The 20,241-nt window shown below is 58.4% G+C and carries 17 protein-coding genes; 6 read left to right on the forward strand and 11 right to left on the reverse strand.

From position 1 onward, the window contains the following. The first annotated feature begins 224 nt into the window (after positions 1–224). A complete protein-coding gene (locus HCG46_RS10600; protein ID WP_209009438.1) occupies positions 225–1,616 on the forward strand; it encodes an MATE family efflux transporter in 1,392 nt (463 codons plus the stop codon). 53 nt (positions 1,617–1,669) lie between these two features. On the opposite strand, the gene HCG46_RS10605 is transcribed toward HCG46_RS10600, so the two are convergent. The 4 genes from HCG46_RS10605 to HCG46_RS10620 form a co-directional block, all read right to left on the reverse strand. Next, entirely contained in the window at positions 1,670–1,855 is a 186-nt protein-coding gene (locus tag HCG46_RS10605) for a hypothetical protein (RefSeq protein WP_023001949.1), read from the reverse strand. A 47-nt stretch (positions 1,856–1,902) separates the two neighbouring features. Continuing rightward, entirely contained in the window at positions 1,903–2,760 is an 858-nt protein-coding gene (locus HCG46_RS10610; RefSeq protein ID WP_031269710.1) for a S49 family peptidase, read from the reverse strand. A gap of 118 nt (positions 2,761–2,878) precedes the next feature. Further along, complete coding sequence (locus HCG46_RS10615) at positions 2,879–3,475, reverse strand: PilZ domain-containing protein (protein WP_161633266.1); 597 nt, start codon at positions 3,473–3,475, stop codon at positions 2,879–2,881. A gap of 199 nt (positions 3,476–3,674) precedes the next feature. After that, positions 3,675–4,634 carry a uracil-DNA glycosylase gene (locus tag HCG46_RS10620; protein ID WP_168686663.1) on the reverse strand — a complete coding sequence of 320 codons (960 nt, stop codon included), beginning with the start codon at positions 4,632–4,634 and terminating at the stop codon, positions 3,675–3,677. A 381-nt stretch (positions 4,635–5,015) separates the two neighbouring features. Between HCG46_RS10620 and HCG46_RS10625 the strand changes: the two genes are divergently transcribed. Beyond that, positions 5,016–6,692: an electron transfer flavoprotein-ubiquinone oxidoreductase gene (locus HCG46_RS10625; protein WP_168686161.1), complete on the forward strand. Its 1,677-nt coding sequence runs from the start codon at positions 5,016–5,018 to the stop codon at positions 6,690–6,692. 1,196 nt (positions 6,693–7,888) lie between these two features. On the opposite strand, the gene HCG46_RS10630 is transcribed toward HCG46_RS10625, so the two are convergent. From HCG46_RS10630 to HCG46_RS10655, 6 genes are all read right to left on the reverse strand, one after another. Next, on the reverse strand, positions 7,889–9,193 hold the full coding sequence (locus HCG46_RS10630) for a DEAD/DEAH box helicase (RefSeq protein ID WP_023001956.1): 1,305 nt from the start codon (positions 9,191–9,193) through the stop codon (positions 7,889–7,891). Positions 9,194–9,525: 332 nt separating this feature from the next. Further along, positions 9,526–10,650, reverse strand: a complete 1,125-nt coding sequence (locus HCG46_RS10635; RefSeq protein ID WP_209009439.1) for a PQQ-dependent sugar dehydrogenase — start codon at positions 10,648–10,650, stop codon at positions 9,526–9,528. Between the two features lie 71 nt (positions 10,651–10,721). Further along, positions 10,722–11,069, reverse strand: a complete 348-nt coding sequence (locus tag HCG46_RS10640) for a chorismate mutase (RefSeq protein ID WP_077293159.1) — start codon at positions 11,067–11,069, stop codon at positions 10,722–10,724. 81 nt (positions 11,070–11,150) lie between these two features. After that, positions 11,151–13,445, reverse strand: a complete 2,295-nt coding sequence (locus tag HCG46_RS10645) for an NADP-dependent malic enzyme (protein ID WP_023001959.1) — start codon at positions 13,443–13,445, stop codon at positions 11,151–11,153. 107 nt (positions 13,446–13,552) lie between these two features. Continuing rightward, positions 13,553–14,209 carry a ceramidase domain-containing protein gene (locus tag HCG46_RS10650; RefSeq protein ID WP_322853556.1) on the reverse strand — a complete coding sequence of 219 codons (657 nt, stop codon included), beginning with the start codon at positions 14,207–14,209 and terminating at the stop codon, positions 13,553–13,555. Positions 14,210–14,236: 27 nt separating this feature from the next. Next, positions 14,237–15,463 (reverse strand): PLP-dependent aminotransferase family protein, encoded by a 1,227-nt coding sequence (locus tag HCG46_RS10655; RefSeq protein WP_055657890.1) that lies wholly within the window; start codon positions 15,461–15,463, stop codon positions 14,237–14,239. A 187-nt stretch (positions 15,464–15,650) separates the two neighbouring features. Between HCG46_RS10655 and moaB the strand changes: the two genes are divergently transcribed. After that, positions 15,651–16,208 carry a molybdenum cofactor biosynthesis protein B gene (gene moaB, locus HCG46_RS10660; RefSeq protein ID WP_168686163.1) on the forward strand — a complete coding sequence of 186 codons (558 nt, stop codon included), beginning with the start codon at positions 15,651–15,653 and terminating at the stop codon, positions 16,206–16,208. A gap of 53 nt (positions 16,209–16,261) precedes the next feature. Here moaB and HCG46_RS10665 read toward each other — a convergent pair whose 3' ends face one another. Then, positions 16,262–16,957: a glycosyltransferase gene (locus HCG46_RS10665; protein WP_023001963.1), complete on the reverse strand. Its 696-nt coding sequence runs from the start codon at positions 16,955–16,957 to the stop codon at positions 16,262–16,264. Between the two features lie 369 nt (positions 16,958–17,326). Here HCG46_RS10665 and HCG46_RS10670 point away from each other — a divergent pair, with 369 nt between their 5' ends. From HCG46_RS10670 to HCG46_RS10680, 3 genes are all read left to right on the forward strand, one after another. After that, positions 17,327–18,169: a transporter substrate-binding domain-containing protein gene (locus tag HCG46_RS10670; RefSeq protein ID WP_209009440.1), complete on the forward strand. Its 843-nt coding sequence runs from the start codon at positions 17,327–17,329 to the stop codon at positions 18,167–18,169. 155 nt (positions 18,170–18,324) lie between these two features. Further along, the gene (locus HCG46_RS10675; protein ID WP_228872851.1) at positions 18,325–19,437 is read left to right on the forward strand and encodes a PA0069 family radical SAM protein; all 1,113 of its coding nucleotides are present in this window, start codon (positions 18,325–18,327) and stop codon (positions 19,435–19,437) included. Positions 19,438–19,482: 45 nt separating this feature from the next. Next, positions 19,483–20,133: a ribonuclease HII gene (locus tag HCG46_RS10680; protein ID WP_168686165.1), complete on the forward strand. Its 651-nt coding sequence runs from the start codon at positions 19,483–19,485 to the stop codon at positions 20,131–20,133. Positions 20,134–20,241: the final 108 nt, after the last annotated feature.

Here is a 20,241-nt window from a genome sequence, read left to right on the forward strand (position 1 = left end):
ACGATGTCGGGGCAAGGTCAAGGCGAAGCGGGCGTGGCTGTTTCAGATTGACGGAGCGCCGGCACCAAGGTATCCCTCGCACCGGCTTCGGAATGCCTGCCGCTCGCGGACGACAGTCACGGTGAAATTCTGGTCTTCAAGACTTTCTGTTCCCCACGCATTTCGCGCTGGTGGCAATGCGAGCCCCTCCTTCCCGATCGAAATGCCCATTGATGGAGAACGGAATGTCTTCCGACATATCCCGGCCCAACGCCTATACGCATGGGCCAATCCTTCCGACCCTGGCCAGAACCGCCTTGCCCATCATCCTGGTGATGAGCATGAACGGGTTGCTGACCGTGGTCGATGCCATATTCCTCGGCCTTTACGTCGGGCCGGATGCCCTCAGCGCGGTCACGCTGATGTTTCCTGCCTATATGCTGCTTGCGGCGTTGGCGACACTTGTTGCCAGCGGCATGTCCAGCGTGCTTGCCCGCAAACTCGGAGCCGGCCTTGGTGCCGATGCCGAAGCGGTTTTTGCCGGTGCACACGGTCTGGCGCTTGCCATCGCTGGCATCGTGATCGCCCTCTTCCTGGGTCTTGGCGACAGCCTCACCCGGGCCGCCGCTGACGGTTCGGTGGAGATTGCCGGTATGAGCCATACCTACATGGCCATCACGGTTGCCTTCACACCACTGATGTTCGTGCTGTCGGTAAATGCCGACGCGCTGCGCAACGAAGGCCTCGCGGTGGTAATGGCGGGCTTCAGCCTGCTTGTTTCGCTGGCCAACATCGCCTTCGATTATCTGCTGATCGCGGTTTACGATTACGGTGTTGCCGGTAGTGCGGCCGGAACCGTGCTGGCACAGGCGATGGCGCTTGCAATCATGCTGGGTCTGAGACTGAGCGGGAAAACGGAATTGTCACCGTCCGCGCTCCTGCGATATCCGCTGACATCTTTCTGGCGCGATATCCTGATGCTTGGTGCACCTCAGAGCCTGAGCTTCATCGGCATTGCCCTGGGGTCCGCTGCAACCATTGCCGCACTGCAGACGGCCGGTGCCAGCGGATATGAGGCAACGGTCGCCGCATTCGGGATCGTTACCCGGGTCATGACCTTCTGCTATCTGCCTCTCCTGGGCCTTGCCCAGGCGCTACAGTCCATGATCGGAAACAATTTCGGGGCAGGTCTGTGGCATCGCTCGGACAGCACCTTGCGGGCTGGCCTGGTTGTGGCCCTTGTCTACTGCGGCCTTGCCGAACTCGTGCTCACGCTGTTCTCATACCAGGTCGGCTTCGCATTTGTGAACGATCCAGACGTGGCGGCGGAAGTCGGCCGGATCCTTCCGGTGATAATGGCGCTCTACTTCGTCGCGGGGCCGCTGTTCATGGTTGCGACCTACTTTCAGGCGCTCGGAGATGCGGCTCGGGCAGCTCTGCTGAGCCTCGCCAAACCCTATGCGTTCTTTCTGCCGCTGGTGTTCCTGATGCCGGTCTATTTCGGAGAGGGCGGCATCTGGCTGTCCAGTCCGCTGGCGGAACTGATGCTGCTGGTGGTGACGCTGGTCCTGCTCGGGATTACCGCGCGCACCGGGACAGCGCGCTGGGGGCTTTTCCGGGCGGTACCGGCAAATTGAAACCGCTGAAAAAAAGCACCTGACGGCGGGCGGGCAAACTGCCCGCCGTTGCGTCAGGCTTGCGGACGGTACTTGCCGCTGACCGGGTCAAGCACAAGCTTGGCACCGCGGCCATTGGGATCGGCTTTTGCAGCTGCCCTGGAGATCTGGTTTTCAACCTCGGCCATCTTGCGCTTCACGCGCTGCACGATCCAGTAACCTCCCACGGCCAATGCGGCGACGCCTATCAATTCGGTCATGTCTTTTCCCCTTGCTCACCCGATTTTCACACAGGCATTGTGCCTTTTTAAAGGCCGTAGCGCATCCACATTGCCCGTTCCTCGACAGAGGAGATCAACTCCTCGCCGACCCCGTCCAGCAGTCGGCCTTTTGCAAGGCCGACACCAAGCCCGGCCTTGCGGCCAAAAAGGCCACGTGGTGCGGAAATCAATTTCGGCTCGGCCTTGTCACCATACCGGTCCTTGATCACTTCGCGCAGGTCGCCGATCGCGTCGACCAACCCAAGCTGAACACCGGTGCGCCCGGTCCAGAACTTGCCCGTGAAAAGATCCGGATCATCTGCGAGCACGTCACCACGACGCGATTTCACCATGTCGATGAAGGTCTCGTGGATCTCGAGCTGCAGGCTCTTGATGTATTCGATGTCTTCCGGCACTTCCGGCTGGAAGGGATCGAGGGTCACCTTCTTTTCACCTGCGGTATAAACGCGCCGATCAACGCCGATTTTCTTGATCATCTCCGTGAAGCCGAACCCGGCTGCAACCACACCGATCGAGCCGACGATGGACGACGGATCGACAAAGATCTCGTCCCCTGCGAGCGCAATCATGTAACCGCCGCTGGCAGCCACATCCTCAACGAAAACCAGAACGTCCTTCTCGTTTTCCTTGGCCAGGTCCCGGATCCGCTTGAAGATGAGCCTCGATTGAACGGGCGAGCCACCCGGCGAATTGACCACCAGGGCCACCGCCGGTGCTTTCTTCATCGAGAAGGCTTTTTCCAGGGGGATGGACGCGGTCGCCAGGGACAATCCGGACTTCAGCGGCCCACCGCCACCGATTGCCCCATGCAGGCGCACGACCGGAATGACAGGCTTATCGTTTCGAAAGGGTTTGGGAAGAAACCGGCGAAGGGATGAAATCACGCGCAATAGGCCCTGAAAGAGTTCACAAACTCCATCCGATATATGTACGCAAAGCCCGCTTGCAAAGACTCCAGGCCGTCAAAACCTTGTCGCACGGTTTAACGCGCCCAAGCGCTGTTCAACCACCGAAAGCGCTGATCTTCTTTTTGCGCTTGCGTTTCGGCTTTTCGTCTTCTTCTTTCATGCGCTCCAGAACGTCTTCCGGTTTGGGCTTGGGCGACGCTTCGAACGGCCAGGTGAGCCTGACACCGGCCTGGTTGTTCTTGCGCCAGACAATCTCTGCACTGATCGGCAGATCGAGACCGGGAATGGAGACCTCGATGTCATCGGGAAGTCGATCCAGCTTGTCGCCTTCCAGCCGGCATCCTGACCTGCTGGCATCAACGATCCGACATCTCATTGTCGCCGGATTGGTCTTGCCGCAAACGATTGCCGTGATCCAGACTTGCCGCCGGATCTCGCGGCGTTTTTCGCCTGACGCCTCTCGTTTGGTCTGAAAAGAAATTTGCGCTTGCTGATCGCCAAAGGCAATCACGGTCCCGCGGACCAGTTTGTCGAACCCGGCAAGGCGCAAGCCCACCTCCTCCTTCAGGAGGTCAACCCTGTCGGACGCAATCCAACAGCCGTTCTCTGTCAGATCATAGGCCGTTGCTTCGAAACAAGACATGTCCGCCAAGTCGACGACGAGCGCCGAAATGCATTTGTCTGCATCCATCGTCATGACCGGTTGTTAAAATCACCCAGAGCGTTACACACTCAATGTTACAACCTGTAGTCTGAAATCCAAGTTAACGCAAGGTCACTTTTGATCTGAAAAAGAAGGATTTCCCTGAACGTTTCGAACAACCTGCCCGGCGAGGTCGAGAAAACGAAGAAACGTCTGGATGATTGCAGGAAACCATGCAGTCCGAAGGCTATTGCGCTGCTTTTTCTTCCAGCTTCTGCTTGATCGCCAGAAAGTCGCGCCAGGACAACCGCTTCTCAAGCGGACTGCGCAAAAGATACGCCGGATGATAAGTGGCGATAGCCGAGATTTCCCTGCCCTTGCAGGGATAGGTCATCCAGCGCCCGCGCATCTTGCGGATGCCGTCCTGTACCCCGAGCAGGGTCTTGGCGGATGCCGCACCGAGAAAAACGAGCACGTCCGGATTGACCAGTTCGATCTGGCGCAGAATGAACGGCTTGCAGATCTCGGTTTCCTGCGGTGTCGGCGTCCGGTTGCCAGGTGGCCGCCAGGGAACCACGTTGGCGATATAGGCCGACGAGCGATCCAGACCGATCGCACCCAGCATTCTGTCCAGCAATTGGCCGGAACGGCCAACAAAAGGCAGGCCTTGAAGATCCTCATCGCGGCCCGGCGCCTCGCCGACAAACATCAGCTTCGCCTGTGGATTGCCGTCGGCAAACACGAGCTTCTTGGCGGTCAGCTTGAGGTTGCAGCCGTCGAAACCGCCCAGGCAATTGCGCAGTTCCTCGAGAGTCGGGGCAGTTGCCGCCAGATCCCGGGCTGCGGCGATTATCTCCCTGTCGGGCAAGACCGGCGCTTGCCCCGCAACTGCGGGCGGCACGGAAATCGCCTGGGGAGCGACGGGAGCTGCCGGAACCGGAGAGCCTGTCTGCCCCTGGAAATTGCCTGCCGGGGCCTGTTGCCGGGGCTGCTGAGCATGCGTGGGGGCTGCCGCATGCTGACCGGCCAGCGCACGCTGCGCTGCTTGGGCACGCGTAAGCGCTACCCAATCGACGGGTTCGTCCTGAAGAAAACAATCGACACCCGCACCGGCATAAAAATCCAGCAGGGCTTCAAGGTGTCTCGGGTCGTTCGGGATCTGTTGCAAGAGGCTGCCTCCGGGGCGGAGTTTAACCGCCCCGATCATTTCTACAAGCATGCAGCGCCAGACCACCTTCAATCCGGCCGGTTTTCCAAAGCCTGTGCACATTTTCGAAACTGCCGGGAATACCCATTAGTTACGTTTACGTAAACGTTAACTAAGCACTTGACGCCCTGCGCCTGCTTTGGTCTATCTGATGCCCAACTGAAGGAATAGCGGCGAAATTTCGCAATTGCCGATGAAAAATGTCGTGTTTTGCGCTGCAAAATGGGGCAAATAGGCGGTAAGGGCTAATAGGCGCTGCTTCCGAACGGACGCAGGTAAGTTGCTCTAACAATTGGGCATCAGCCGTTATCCATACGCTGGTTCACTTGATTTGAGCACCTGGCGGCGCAGAAGTTGCCCTTTGGGCGGAGGGAGAAAAAGATGAGCGAACAAGAAGCGCTTGGCGAACGCGAAAGCATGGATGTGGATGTTGTGATCGTAGGCGCAGGGCCCGCCGGTCTTGCAGCTGCGATCCGGCTGAAACAGATCGCCAACGACAAGGGCGAAGAGCTGAGCGTTGTCGTACTGGAAAAGGGATCCGAGGTCGGCGCGCATATTCTCTCCGGCGCCGTGATTGATCCGATCGCTCTCGACAAGCTGCTTCCGGAATGGCGCGAAGAAGACACGCCGCTCAAGACGGCGGTTACCGACGACCACTTCCTCGTGCTGGGGCCGGCAGGTTCCATGCGTTTGCCGAACATGTTCATGCCGAAACTCATGAACAACCACGGCAATTACATCGTCTCGCTTGGCAATGTCTGCCGCTGGCTGGCCGAAAAGGCTGAAGCGCTCGGCGTTGAAATCTACCCGGGCTTTGCAGCTGCCGAAATCCTCTATGACGACAATGGCAACGTGGTTGGTGTTGCGACGGGCGACATGGGCATCGGCCGGGATGGCAAACCCAATGCCATGTTTACACGCGGCATGGAGCTGCGCGGCAAATACACCCTGATCGGTGAAGGCGCACGTGGCTCTCTGGCCAAGCAGCTGATCGAGAAATTCGACCTCGACAAGGACAGCGACGTGCCGAAATTCGGCATCGGCATCAAGGAGCTGTGGCAGATCGACCCGGAGAAGCACCGGCTTGGCCTGGTGCAGCATTCCTTCGGCTGGCCGCTTGACGGCAAGACCGGTGGCGGCTCGTTCCTCTATCACCTGGAAGACAACCAGGTCGCTGTCGGCTTCGTGGTTCACCTCAACTACGAAAACCCCTGGCTGTCGCCCTTTGACGAGTTCCAGCGTTTCAAGACGCACCCGGCGATCCGTGACACCTTCGAAGGCGGCAAGCGTATTTCCTATGGTGCCCGTGCCATTACCGAAGGCGGTTTCCAGTCCGTGCCGAAACTCTCGTTCCCCGGCGGTCTGCTGATGGGTTGTTCCGCAGGCTTCGTCAACGTGCCGCGGATCAAGGGCTCCCACAATGCCATGCTGTCCGGCATGCTGGCGGCAGAAGAAGTCATGGCAGCAATCGGCCGCGGCGAAGCACACAACGAGCTGGCCAATTACGACACAGCCTGGCGCGAAAGCCCGATCGGCAAGGATCTCTGGCGCGTGCGCAACGCAAAGCCGCTGTGGTCCAAATTCGGCACCGCTATCGGTGTTGCCCTAGGCGGTCTCGACATGTGGACCAACGAGCTGTTCGGCTTCTCCTTCTTCGGCACCATGAAACACGGCAAGAAGGACGCCGACACCCTGAAACCGGCCAAGGACTGCAAGAAGATCGACTATCCGAAGCCGGATGGTGTCGTTTCCTTCGACAAGCTGTCTTCGGTGTTCCTCTCCAACACCAACCACGAAGAGGATCAGCCGATCCATCTGAAGGTGAAGGACGAGGCACTGCAGAAGCGCTCGGAACACGATGTCTTTGCCGGTCCGTCCAACCGCTATTGCCCGGCTGGCGTATACGAGTGGATCGAGGAAGGCGAAGATGCGCCGCGGTTCCAGATCAATGCGCAGAACTGCGTCCACTGCAAGACCTGCGACATCAAGGACCCGAACGGCAACATCAACTGGACCGTTCCGGAAGGTTCCGGTGGTCCGAACTATCCGAACATGTAAGGTTCGCTGCCAAACTGGAAAACATTGAAAGCCACGGGGAAACCCGTGGTTTTTTGTGCCTTGAAAAAACGAACAGCACCGGAAAGGAAGCCTTCCCGGTGCTGCAGTCTTGCGGCCGATGGGTCGTAATCAGGCTGGCGTATGTGGGGGTCCAGCCTGTTGCGGTTGTCAAACACACGGACAAGGCCGAGTGGACATGCCACTCCGCTTGCTGCCGCGTGGTTGCCCGCGCCACAAGTTCGTACCCGTATTAACAACGGGCAATTCTTATGAGGTCGTTGGTCCCGATGGAGCCAGCGTGCACATTTATCCCAGAGATGATCTGGATTTTTTTCGGGTTTCGATTTGTTTAATTCTGTTAACCAAAACCGTGATGGCGCCGGAATAAACTCCCCCTACGGCAAGGTCAAATAAATAATGAGACGAATAAAAACTTGTTATGACTCCAAAAGACAAAATTATACCAACTGGTCAAAAAAATGCCAGGAATAAGCCTCAACTGAAAACACGGAGCCTGGAAAATAAGGGTTACCGAAAATACCGATCAATACATCGCGATATTTGACAGTATGACTATTGCCGGTTTTTTCCGTTTACAAACAAGGCGATAAGGAACTTATCGACCTTCAGAGGGTCTATAAATTTTTTCTATATAACAATAAATTAAGAAAATGAATTAGCCAATTCTTTGAAATCTAAGCGTTTATTTCAACCACTCAACCATCAACTCCATCTGAGGTTGTTCGTCAAATCCATCACTATTTCACCAAAAGCAAACTAACTAGCTGAATTTACTGATAAATCTATTTATCCACATACCAAATAGCGACCAACTGGTTGTGATTGCAGTCTCTCGTTGGTTAATTTACTTTTACTTTCACGGGGCAAATTTGTAGCAAATCACCAAGATCTTGGTGACTTTCTACAAGTTCTTCGCGGAGTTCCCGCGGTTTTCCCGAAAGCTTAACGAGATCGAGCCGCGCAAGCGGTTGGATACCTTGTGGACAGGAAGACAGCAGGGTCATAACCAGCCGGCGGCGGTTCTGGTTCGGATCAGGCGGTTCATCCACCAAATTCATTCAGCACTGTTTCAACAGTTCTGAAACCCATCGACCACAAGGTTCGGCACCGGGAAGGCCACTTCCCGGTGCAATTTTTTTCACATCACAATGAACTGCGACGTAACCCGTCAGTCGTCAGGCTGCATCTCTGCGTGTGTTCTGACGACGGCGACGCGGAGGACGACGGTTTTCGGACGCGTTGTCGTTGGCGCCGGAGGACGACTGCTTGCGGAACGGCTTCTTGCCACCCGGTTTGCTGTTGCCATTCCGGTTTCCGCCGCGCTTTGCGCGCCCGGCAGCCGCGGACATCGGCGGAATTTCACCACCGGCGACCGTGATATCGATACCGATCAGCTTCTCGATCTGGCGGAAGAGACCGATTTCCTCCGGAGCACACAGGGCAATCGCCTCGCCTTCCGCACCGGCGCGGGCCGTACGGCCAATTCGGTGAACGTAGGCTTCTGCAACTTCCGGCAGCTCGAAGTTATAAACGTGGCTGACACCCGGGATATCAATGCCGCGAGCGGCAACATCGGTTGCCACGAGCACGTTGATGGTGCCTTCCCGCAGGTCCTTGATCGCGCGGTCACGCTGGTTCTGGCTCTTGTTGCCATGGATCGAACCAGCGGAAATTCCGGAATGCGCCAGCTTGCGCATCAGCCGTTCCGCGCCGTGCTTGGTGCGGCAGAACACCAGCGACAGCCCGTCCGGCTTGTCACGAAGCTGATCGACCAGGAAGTCGCCCTTGTCGTTCTTGTCCATGAAATGAACCGACTGGGTAACCTTGTCAGCGGTCTTGCCGGCCGGAGCAACTTCGACCCTCTCCGGGTTGCGCAGATAGGACTGTGCCAGCTCGTTGATCTGCTTCGGCATGGTTGCGGAGAACAGCAAGGTCTGGCGCTTGTCGGCCACCAGGCCCGCGATCCGGCGCAGGGCATGAATGAAGCCCAGATCGAGCATCTGGTCAGCTTCATCGAGCACCAGGTAGGAAGCGGTGCGCAGGTCGATCGCTTCACGATCTACCAGGTCCAGCAGCCGGCCCGGTGTTGCCACCAGAATGTCGGTGCCCTTTGAGAGCCGCTTGATCTGGCCGTTGATGGACACACCACCGACAACGGAGGAAACCCGCAGCGGCGTATGCTTCAGGAAGGAAATCAGGTTCTTTGCGATCTGGTTCACCAGTTCGCGGGTCGGGGCCAGAATCAGCGCCCGTGTGCCCTTGGGAACGGCTCTTTTCTTCTCCAGGAGAAGCCGGTCGATCAACGGCAGGCCGAAAGCAGCCGTCTTGCCCGTACCCGTCTGTGCCAGACCCATGAGGTCCCGGCCTTCCAGGATCAACGGGATGGCTTTTTGCTGGATCGGTGTCGGAGCGTCATAGCCGTTTTCGGTAACGGCAGTCACAAGGCCATTGGAGAGTCCCAGGCTTTGAAAGTCGGTCAATATAAAATCCTTGGTTCAAGCGAAACAAACGCTTGTTAAGCCGCACGTCATTGACGGTGCGACTTGAAGTTGGAATGCGGCACAGCCGGCAGCCATCGCTACCCGGTCTCTCTGCCGCCAGACCCTCGCGTGAAATGGGAACTGGTTGAACCCCTCATTGGGTTCTTGAAGTGGCAACCCTCTTGCGACTGCCCGCCAAGAAACTTCTCTTGTCCGGGGCGCACTCTCTGCTCACGCGGCAGCGGTTGCAGTGCGGTATATCGTCGGGAACGGCCCTAATGTCAAGCAAAGAAGCCGCAAAAGCGCTTACAGCTCAAAAAGTTCGGCCTGCCTCAAGGTTGCAGCCGCAGCAACCGGCCATCGTCGCTGTCTGTCAGAACATAGACGTAGCCATCGGGGCCCTGCCGGACATCGCGTATCCGCTCGCCAAGATCCGTCAGCAGCTTTTCCTCGCCGACAACGGTTCCGCCGTCGAGGTCAACACGGGCAAGGTGTTGTCCAGCCAGCGCACCGACCAGCATGTCGCCCTTCCAGTCTGGATATCGGTCGCTGGTTACAAAGGCCATGCCGGACGGAGCGATGGAGGGATCCCAATAGTGAACCGGCTGTTCCATGCCTTCCTTCGACGTGCCTTGACCGATGGTTGCCCCCGAGTAATGGCGTCCGTAGGAAATCACCGGCCAGCCATAGTTCTTTCCGGCTTCGGGAATATTGATTTCGTCGCCGCCTCGTGCCCCGTGTTCAACTGTCCACAATACGCCGGTTTCAGGATGGATCGCAGCCGACTGCGGATTGCGATGACCATAGGACCAAATTTCCGGCTTGTAGCCTTCCTGCCCGATAAAGGGATTGCCCGGAGCAGGTTGACCGTCCCTCGTCAGACGCAACACGGACCCGGCGTGGTCCGAGGTATCCTGAGCACGCTCACCGTCTCCCCGCTCACCGACGGTCATGAACAAGGTGCCATCGGGCGCAAAAACGAGGCGTGATCCGAAGTGGCGGCCTCCGTAGGCCTTGTTGTTGCCGGAAAAGATCGTCTCGCCATCTTCCAGCGCGAAGCCTCCCTCAAAGGCACCGGTAAGCTTCGCCCGGAACAGGGATGTGCCGGCGCCCTCCGCCGATCCTTGGGAATAGGACAGAAAGACCGTCCGGTCGGTGGCAAAGTCCGGGCTGAGCGCCACGTCCAGCAGACCACCCTGTCCTTGGGCAAAGACTTCCGGAACGCCGGTAACTTCGCTCTGCCTGCCGGATGCATCAATGTGCTTCACAGTCCCGTCGCGTTCCGTCACCAGGTAGCCCTCCTCCGGAAGGAAAGCGACGCTCCATGGGTAGGACAATCCCGCGGCAACGGTTTCCAGCTGAACCGCTGACTGGGCCATAGCGGCAGGGACAATCGGCAGGATGAGCGCTGCGGCCATTGCGGCCACGCCTGGAAGAAGATGCGAATTCAGGGTCATTGGGGCTCCACGGACGATCCATACTCCCTGATAGGTAGGAGCCTGAACGGTCTGGAAAACCCGGCACGGTGCTAAAAATCGGAGCCCGGTTTCGTCGGCTCGTCCTGCAGCGCCTCGAGCCGTGCGGCGATCGTTCGCTTTTCGAAAGCCACGTTCCAGTCGATCAGCGTCCGCCAGACCGCTTCCGCCTGCGCGCCTTCCAACCCCAATTCTTCCGCCCGGTCTTTCAGAGCAGCCACCATTGTTTCAATCCTCTGGTGATCAAAGGCCTCATCAGGATGCTGTTTCAGGTCCGCCATCCGCCGGACATAGCCCTGGCGACGGGCGAAGAGCTGCAGGAGTTCTTCGTCAAGCGCATCAATTGCGGTGCGAATATCCGTTTTGCTGACGCAGTCGGCTGGCTGTTTCACAAGGGTCATGGCAGGCCGTTTGAAAAATGGAAAAGCGGACCGGTTGTACCGATCCGCCTTGTTCAACAGAAGGCGCGATTTGAAGCAGGACTAGCCGGCGGACCGGGTCTGTGCCTCGACGCTGGCAAGCGCCGACATGTTCACCACGCCGCGCGAGGTGACAGACGGTGTCAGGATATGCGCGGGCTTGGCCGTGCCCAGAAGGATCGGTCCGACATGAAGCGCCTGGGTCGATACCTTCAAAAGGTTATGGGCAATGTTGGCCGCATCCAGGTTCGGGAACAGAAGCAGGTTGGCCTCTCCCTTCAACTTGCTGCCCGGCATCACCCGCTCACGCAGCTCCACGCTGAGCGCGCTGTCGCCGTGCATTTCGCCATCGACTTCCAGTTCCGGATAGCGCTTCCAGATCATCTCCAGCGCTTCGCGCATCTTGCGCGAGGACGCCGTGTCGCGAGAACCGAAGTTGGAAAGCGACAGCAGGGCGATCTTCGGCTCGATACCGAAGCGCCGGATTTCCTCAGCCGCGAGGTTGGCCATTTCGGAGATCTCTTCGGCGGTCGGGTCTTCCGTCACGAAGGTATCCGACAGGAATATGGCCCCTTGCGAGTTGATCAGCAGCGACATGGCCGAAAGGTCCCTGGCCGTCTCGCAAACGCCGATCACTTGCTTGATGTCCCGCAGATGGCGGATGAACCGGCCTTCCAGACCGCAAATGACCGCATCGGCATCGCCGCGGCGCACCGCAAGGGCGGAAATTACCGTGGTGTTGGTGCGCACGACCGTCCGCGCCGCGTTGGGCGGCATGCCTTTGCGGCCGACACACTCGAAATATTCGTCGACATATTCACGGTAGCGCGGATCGTCCTGCGGGTTGACGAACTCGAAATCGACATCGGGACGAATGCGCAGGCCAAAGCGTTCGCAGCGTTGCTGCAGGACGTCCGGACGGCCAACCAGGATCGGCTTGGCGATATTGTCTTCGATCAGCACCTGAGCGGCACGAAGAACACGTTCGTCCTCGCCTTCGGCATAAATGATCCGCTGCGGGTCCTTGCTGGCGTTCTGGATGATCGGCTTCATGATGAGGCCGGACCGGAAGACAAAACGGTTCAGCCGGTCCAGATAGGCCGTGAAATCCTCGATCGGGCGCGTGGCGACACCTGTTGCCATGGCCGCCTTGGCAACAGCCGGTGCAATGCGCAGGATCAGGCGCTGATCGAACGGCGAAGGGATCAGGTAGTTCGGTCCGAAGGTTTCGGTCTTGCCGCCGTAGGCACGGGCGGCAACGTCGGACGGTTCTTCGCGCGCAAGGCCGGCAATTGCCTCAACGGCGGCCCGCTTCATTTCCTCGTTGATGGTGGTCGCCCCGACGTCGAGCGCGCCCCGGAAGATGTAGGGGAAGCACAGGACGTTGTTGACCTGGTTCGGGTAGTCGGACCGTCCGGTACACATGACCACGTCGTCACGGACAGCCTTGGCGTCCTCCGGCATGATTTCCGGGTTGGGGTTGGCGAGCGCCAGGATCAGCGGGCCCTTGCCCATCTTTTCCACCATGCCCGGCTTCAGCACGCCGGCAGCGGACAGCCCCAGGAAGACATCGGCGCCGTCGATTACCTGATCGAGCGACCTCAAATCCGTCTTCTGGGCAAAGACCGCCTTCCATTCGTCCATCAGCGCCTCGCGGCCTTCATAGACGACGCCTTCAATGTCGGTAACCCAGATGTTCTCCCGCTTCGCCCCCAGCGAGACGAGCATGTTGAGGCAGGCAAGCGCAGCCGCGCCCGCACCGGACGCCACAATCTTGGCTTCCTCGATCTTCTTGCCGGCAAGGTCCAGACCGTTGCGAACCGCGGCGCCGACGATGATCGCCGTGCCATGCTGATCGTCGTGAAAGACCGGGATCTTCATACGTTCCCGGAGCTTCGATTCAATCATGAAGCATTCGGGCGCCTTGATGTCTTCCAGGTTGATACCGCCAAAGGTCGGCTCCAGAACCGAAACCGCATCGACGAATTTTTCAACGTCGGTCTGGGCCACCTCGATATCGAAGACGTCGATGCCGGCGAACTTCTTGAAGAGAACCGCCTTGCCTTCCATCACCGGCTTGGATGCCAGCGGACCGATGTTGCCGAGGCCGAGCACTGCCGTGCCGTTTGAGATGACGGCGACCAGATTGCCGCGCGAGGTGTAATTGGCTGCCAGTGCCGGATTGTCGGCAATCGCAAGGCACGGCGCGGCCACGCCGGGTGAATAGGCCAGCGCCAGGTCGCGCTGGTTGCCCAGCGGCTTGATTGCCTGGATCTCCAGTTTTCCCGGGCGCGGATGCTCGTGATAGAACAGGGCCGCTTCGGTCAGATCACTTCCGGTCTTGCTGCTGTCGCTCATGACGGTCCCTGTCTCCTGCCTCTTCCCTAAGGTCATATTGTTTTTCTGCAAAGCTCTGCGGCCTGTCCGCGACGATGATCTGCAATTTCGTGAATACTCTGTGTGATTTAACCGGCACGCTGCCTGATGAGAACCCGTAATAACAAAAACAGTACGACCCCGTTCAGGATATGCCACAGGAAATGCGTGCCAATGGCAAGTTGATCGCAAACCGGGCCGTCCAGCGTCCGGAATGTCAGTGATACGGCAAAGACGACACCTGTCAGCAACACCTCACGCCCGAACCGCACATTCTTGCGAAGAAACAGTGCCCCCACCACGAAGATCGCCAGTAGCGCAGGCACATAGCCTGCAGATGAGCCGACCAGCGGTGCGACCGCGCGCCCGGCAAAGGGCGTGACTGCGAAAAACACGATAACGATGCCTAGCGCCGCCCACCAGGACAGACCCAGAAACCGGTTCAGCGCCGCAAAGAGATAGACATGGATAAACAGCGCGATCGGGATGACATCGGCAAGGCTCGCCCAACGTGTCGCGAAAGTGTGAAACAGGAACGACCCCAGGCCGGTCACGAAGACGATGCCGATCAGGACAAGGGCAAAGAGATCGTCCGGTGTCTTGCGGCGCCAGAGCATGTATCCGGCAATGGCCGCAATCAGGAAAGCCGCATTGGTGAGCGCATTGAGCGGCTCGGACCAGAACTCCGGCCCGATCCGCTCACAATAATTGTCCAGCTTGTCGGTCAGCGCCATCGGCTCCAACACCCGCCCCTGCTTCTTCCCTCGAAGGACTTACAACTTGGACGTGACAGTTTCGGTAATCAAGCGGCCAAGCCTTGAAATACCTTCTTCGATTTTCTGATAGTCGTTGCAGGAGAAGCTGAGCCGTAGGGTGTTCGCCCCGGTGCCATCCGGATGGAACGCACGGCCGGGAACGAAGGCGACACGCGCCGTTTCGATGGAGGTTTCCAGCAGAGTTGCCGCGTCCATCCCTTTGGGCAGGGTCATCCAAATGAACATGCCCCCTTCCGGGCGGGTCCAGCTGACACCAGCCGGCATGTGCCGCTCAAGTGCGGCCAGCATTGCATCGCGCCGGGACTTGTAGACCGCATTCGTCTTTGCCGTATGCGCTTCAAAGACATTTTCGGCGACCCGGGCCATGGCTTCCTGGTTGAGCACCGGCGAATTCAGGTCACTCGCCTGCTTGATCAGAACCAGCCTGGAGATGACATCAGCCGACGCACAGATCCAGCCGAGGCGCAATCCCGGTGAGAGCGACTTGGAAAAGCTGCCGCAGTAAAGTGTGCGGGCGTTGTTGATCCCACCCGAGGCTTCGCAATCAAGCGCCAGCATCGGTGGCAACGGTTCGCCGTCATAGCGCAGCGCCTCGTAGGGCGAATCCTCAATGACTGCACAGGAGAGCTCTCCGGCCAGTGCCAAAAGGCGTTGTCGCTCGGCCAGATCCACCGTCAGGCCCGTGGGGTTGGCGAAATCGGGAGAAAGGTACGCGAACTTGATCCGTCCGCCCTTTTCGCGCGCGATTGCCGCATAATCTTCCGCAGGGCGGTTGGCTCCAGGGTCAAGCCGGTCGTAACCGGGCTCATAGGCATTGAAAGCCTGCAATGCGCCCAGATAGGTCGGCCACTGCACCAGCGCGGTGTCGCCTTCCGTCAGGAACAGTTTGCCGATGTAATCGAGCCCCTGCTGAGACCCGGAGGTGACGAGAATATTTTCTGGCCCGCACTCGACGCCAAGGCGGCGCATGTGGTTGACGATCCAGTTGCGCAGGCGGGCGCTGCCTTCGCTCATGCCGTATTGCAGTGCGCGGCCCGCGTCCGGACCTGCCAGAATTTCCTGATAGGCTGCCTTGAACGCCTCGGCGGGGAACAGAGCCTGGTCGGGAATACCGCCGGCGAAGTTGATCACATCCGGCTGGTCCAGCAGTTTCAGGAGTTCACGGATTTCCGAGGCGCGCATGCGGCTGGCGCGTCGGGCGTATAGGCTTTCCCAGGTTGTCATTGTTGGCTCGTTGCATTTTTGGATTGGTTATTTAAGTCAATAATACTGACCTAACTTTTTTGCAAGTGTCTCAATCTTGTTATTTTTTGTAATTTTATTTCAAAGTCAATTTGCCGCGACAGTTTGCTTGCTGCCTCTGGAAGCCATTGCGGCTATTGCCTATGTCTGGAGAGCAAAGGAGTTCACCATGTCCCGTCTCGATGAAACCCGTCCGTTCATTCCGCTCAACATTGCTGTGCTGACGGTATCGGACACGCGCAAGCTGGCAGAAGACCGCTCCGGCAATACCCTGGTGGACCGGATCGAAAAGGCAGGACATACGCTTGCGGACAGGCAGATCGTCACCGACGACGTTCCGGCCATTCAGGCGGTCGTCAAAAGCTGGATCAATGACAAGGGCGTGGATGTGATCGTCTCGACCGGCGGCACCGGCTTTACCGGCCGTGACGTGACGCCGGAGGCTATGGAGCCTCTGTTCGAAAAACGCATGGACGGGTTTTCAGAGGTCTTTCACCGGATCTCCTACGACAAGATCGGCACCTCCACGATCCAGTCCCGTGCGACCGGCGGCGTTGCCGGGGCGACTTATATTTTCGTGCTCCCCGGTTCCCCGGGCGCCTGCAAGGACGCCTGGGACGGTATCCTGAAATGGCAGCTGGACTATCGTCACATGCCCTGCAATTTCGTGGAGATCATGCCCAGGCTGGACGAGCACCTGAAGCGCGGCAAGCTGCGGGAGGCGTGATCGCCACCATACCGAAGAAGAGCGTATCCGCCCAGAACCAAGCAGTGCCTTGTTCAGCCGTGCAGCTTGACGGCAACGCTCGCTGGAATGCGCAGGGTACCGACGCAAAAGCGTGCGAAGGCCTGGCGGAACCTGGAAAACAGCCCTTCCCGCTCGGGTTCACCCGAAGAGACGGCGGCAGCCCGCAAGAACACCATCCGCCCACGTCCGATACGCTTGGCGATATCGAGATCTTCCAGCTCCGGCAACGGCCGATGGCCGCCGAGCTTCTGATAAAACTGTCTGGAGATCAGCAGGCCCTGGTTGCCGTAAGGCATGCCAAGCAGTTGGGACCGCAAGGCTGCAAAAGACTCGCTTACCCGCGCACTGAGCCCGAAAGCCTCATAGCGAAGGCGGAAGCTTGCGGCGGTCCGTGGACCGTTGGAGGCACGGGCTGCCCGCTCGATGAAGGCCTGGGCCTCATGATGCCAGCCGCTTTCCAGAAGCGTTTCCGGCCGCAGGAACAATAGCCAGTCGCCCCGGCTCGCCATGGAGGCGCCATAGGCAAGGCGTTCGCTGCGGGAAGCATTGCCCCGGCTGGTCCAGACACACCCGGCCGCGTCGGCAACCTTCTCGGTATTGTCCGACGAACCACCATCGACCACGATAACTTCGCGGATAACGCCCTCTGCAGCTGCCGGCACCAGGGCCGAAAGCGCGTGAACGAGTTCGGTTTCGGAATTTCTTGTCGCAATGATGACGCTGATCATGATCTCAAGTTTTACATGATTTTTTTCAAAGTGCGAGTGTCGCCGACGAGCCGGGAGCTGTTTTTTTGTTGGGGTTCTTAACAAACTCCAATAATCGGCCACCAACCTTCGCGATATATATCGCCGGGTAATGTCTACTTTGGTTGCATGAAAAGAAAAGACCGGGCGAAAGCTGTAGCAGTACCTCTTTCACATTTGTCATAGGGCCGTGAAAAGTTGCTCCAGTGTGAAACCGATCGGTATCCATTTGACGGTTTTCAGGAAAATAGCCCCTTTTCGGCAAATGGAAGTGCCGGGTTTCATGTTATCTTAAGAGTGCATACCAAAGCTGAAAGCTCTTACTTCGACCAGAACCCAAGCGATCGCGCCATGACGACACCCGATCAACAGCCAACTTCAGGCGCAGGATACCTGACGCAGACGCTCGGCCGGATCTTCATGGGGCTCGCCGGGTTTGTTCTGTCCCTGGCTTTGCTGGCCGGGACAGCATCGGCCCGAGACCTCGTGGTGCTGGCAACCCCGGAAGAGCCATACAAGTTTCTTGAAGACGGGGTGTACAAGGGTATCGACGTCGAAGTTCTCGATGAAGTCATGCGCCGTCTCGGCCTTTCCTATTCGCTGGAACTGGTCGAATCCGGAACCCGCATCCAACAGGAAGCGCGCGCCGGACGGGCGGACATGCTGCTATTGTTTTCCAAGAAGCCGGACCGGATGGAGTACCTGAACTATCCAGACGAAAGCTACATCGACATCAGCTGGAGCTTCTTCATCCGCGCCGAAGATGCCGGGACAATCCGTTTCGAAGGCTACGACGACCTGAAGGGGCTGCAGATCGGTATCACGCAGGATTTCGCCTATACGCCGGAGTTCCTCAACGCCGGCCTCGATTTTCAGACGGTCGCCAGTAACAATCTCCAGATCGGCATGCTGCTGGCAAAGCGTGTGGACGCCGTTCCCATGAACACCATCAGCACGCTCTACGAGGAAAAGAAGGCCGGGAGGCTGGACCAGTTGGCGACGTTACCGCTGCCGCTGATAACGAAGCCCTACTACAACGTCTTTGCCAAAGCCTCGACCTACCCGGACATCAAAAGCCTTCCCGGACGCTACGACGAAACCATTCGCGAGATGCAGTCCGACGGGACGCTGGATGCGATCCTGATCAAATACCTTGGTCGCCGGCCAGGTCACGATGACCGTGGCGGTTCCTGAATTCCGGCCTGGTCTGCAGTCCACCATCTTTTGAAGGTCAAAACCCACAAGGTGTAAACAGCATCTTGCGTCGCGTTGGCGTCGTGATAATGTTCTTGTTATGTTCCATTTCATAACCTGGACGTTCTCGCGTGCCCTTCAGTCCCCCCGATGAGATTTCACTACCAGCCGACGCAGCCGGCCTTGTACCCGATGTCCGCTCCGTTTCCGAGCACAGGCGGCGGGGACGCGCGGCTGCGCTCAATGCCTCCGGCCGCTTCGAGAAATTAACTCGTGAATGTTTCGACGATGGCTGGGAAACGCTTGAAGACCTGCCGCCGCTGAAAACCCAGGTTCAGGAAGAGCGTGCGCGCACAATCATCACCCGAAACGAGTCGCCGGATATTTCCTTCGACCGCTCGATCAATCCCTACCGGGGCTGCGAACATGGATGCATCTACTGTTTCGCCAGACCGAGCCACGCGTTCATGGGGCTGTCTCCGGGCCTGGATTTCGAAACCAGGCTGTTTGCCAAACCCAATGCCGCACAGTTGCTTGAACGTGAACTTTCCCGCCCCGGTTATCAGCCGCGCGTGATCGCCATCGGCACGAACACTGATCCCTACCAGCCTATGGAACGCGGCTACAAGCTGATGCGTGAGATCCTGGAAGTGCTGGACAATTGCTCACACCCGGTTGCGATCGTCACCAAGTCAGCCCTGGTCACGCGAGATATCGACATTCTGTCGAGGCTGGCAGAACGAAATCTGGTGAAGGTTGCCTTGTCGGTCACGACGCTCGACAAGAAACTCTGCCGGGCCATGGAGCCGCGTGCGTCTGCACCCCACAAAAGGCTTGAGGCCGTCCGGGCTCTCTCCGACGCGGGCATTCCCACGTCCGTAATGATGGCGCCTGTGATCCCAGCCCTGACAGACAGCGAAATTGAAAACGTTCTGGAAGCGGCAGCCGAGCATGGCGCGACGGAGGTTGCCTACATCCTTTTACGGCTTCCCCTGGAAGTGTCGGAACTCTTTCGGGACTGGCTGCTGCGAGAGCGTCCGGACCGTTACCGCCATGTGATGAACCTGATCCGCGCCATGCGCGGCGGCAAGGACTATGACGCCAAATGGGGCGAGCGCATGCGCGGGAGAGGTCCTTATGCCGACCAGATTGCCAAACGGTTCTCGCTGGGAGCGAAACGCCTTGGCCTCAATCTGCGTCGCCGAAAGCTCAACACCGAGGCCTTCGTCCAGCCGCAAAAAGGCGGTGTGCAATTGGACCTGTTTTGACGCAAGATCTTGAGAAACTTGCTGCCGGACGGCAGGGTGCAGTTCATGACGTTCAGCCCTTCCCTCTTTGACCTTGCCTTTCCCGATAGCCCGGACCTTGTGATCGAGCGTAAGCACGCGAAATCCTTTGACGGTCGGCTCTGCGGCGTAGACGAAGCCGGTCGCGGCCCCTGGGCTGGGCCCGTGGTCACGGCCGCGGTTATCCTGGATTACGACCGGGTACCGGTTGGCCTCAATGATTCCAAGAAACTGACAGAAGCCCGGCGAGAAGAACTTTTCGAGCAGATTGTTGCTACAGCCCATGTCTCGCTCGCCAGCGCTTCACCGGCAACGATCGATGCTGTCAATATTCGCACCGCAACCCTTTCGGCCATGGTGCGGGCCGTCAATCACCTGCCACTTGTTCCCGACTACGTTCTTGTCGACGGCCGAGATGTGCCGCATGGGCTGAAACAGGCCGGACAGGCATTGATCAAGGGCGATGGCCGCTGCCTGTGCGTTGCGGCTGCCTCTATCGTTGCGAAGGTGACAAGGGACCGGATGATGGTTCACCTCGACGCCAGTTTTCCGGACTACGGGTTTGCCCAGCACAAGGGGTATGGCGTGCCGCAACACCAGGCAGCGCTGGAACGCCATGGGCCGACCGTTCATCATCGCCTCAGCTTCAAGCCGGTCAGGCTGGCTGCAGGGTCTTGAGGTTCCGGACATGACGGGTTGGGTTTAGACGGCAGGAAATACGCTGCAAGTCAGCGACATTCCTCTGCTTTCGGGCACGTCAACACCAACCAGCAATGGCGTTCGCTG

The sequence above is a fragment of the Labrenzia sp. PO1 genome (assembly GCF_012273635.1).
GTDB classification, from domain to species: domain Bacteria; phylum Pseudomonadota; class Alphaproteobacteria; order Rhizobiales; family Stappiaceae; genus Roseibium; species Roseibium algicola.

Excerpts from the sequence above, each read along its gene's own strand:
- HCG46_RS10665 (WP_023001963.1), bottom strand. The coding sequence starts at position 16,957 with ATGATCAGCGTCATCATTGCGACAAGAAATTCCGAAACCGAACTCGTT.
- HCG46_RS10645 (WP_023001959.1), bottom strand. The coding sequence starts at position 13,445 with ATGAGCGACAGCAGCAAGACCGGAAGTGATCTGACCGAAGCGGCCCTG.
- HCG46_RS10600 (WP_209009438.1), top strand. The coding sequence starts at position 225 with ATGTCTTCCGACATATCCCGGCCCAACGCCTATACGCATGGGCCAATC.
- HCG46_RS10615 (WP_161633266.1), bottom strand. The coding sequence starts at position 3,475 with ATGGATGCAGACAAATGCATTTCGGCGCTCGTCGTCGACTTGGCGGAC.
- HCG46_RS10605 (WP_023001949.1), bottom strand. The coding sequence starts at position 1,855 with ATGACCGAATTGATAGGCGTCGCCGCATTGGCCGTGGGAGGTTACTGG.
- HCG46_RS10670 (WP_209009440.1), top strand. The coding sequence starts at position 17,327 with ATGACGACACCCGATCAACAGCCAACTTCAGGCGCAGGATACCTGACG.
- HCG46_RS10620 (WP_168686663.1), bottom strand. The coding sequence starts at position 4,634 with ATGATCGGGGCGGTTAAACTCCGCCCCGGAGGCAGCCTCTTGCAACAG.
- HCG46_RS10680 (WP_168686165.1), top strand. The coding sequence starts at position 19,483 with ATGACGTTCAGCCCTTCCCTCTTTGACCTTGCCTTTCCCGATAGCCCG.
- moaB (WP_168686163.1), top strand. The coding sequence starts at position 15,651 with ATGTCCCGTCTCGATGAAACCCGTCCGTTCATTCCGCTCAACATTGCT.
- HCG46_RS10640 (WP_077293159.1), bottom strand. The coding sequence starts at position 11,069 with ATGACCCTTGTGAAACAGCCAGCCGACTGCGTCAGCAAAACGGATATT.
- HCG46_RS10635 (WP_209009439.1), bottom strand. The coding sequence starts at position 10,650 with ATGACCCTGAATTCGCATCTTCTTCCAGGCGTGGCCGCAATGGCCGCA.
- HCG46_RS10625 (WP_168686161.1), top strand. The coding sequence starts at position 5,016 with ATGAGCGAACAAGAAGCGCTTGGCGAACGCGAAAGCATGGATGTGGAT.
- HCG46_RS10655 (WP_055657890.1), bottom strand. The coding sequence starts at position 15,463 with ATGACAACCTGGGAAAGCCTATACGCCCGACGCGCCAGCCGCATGCGC.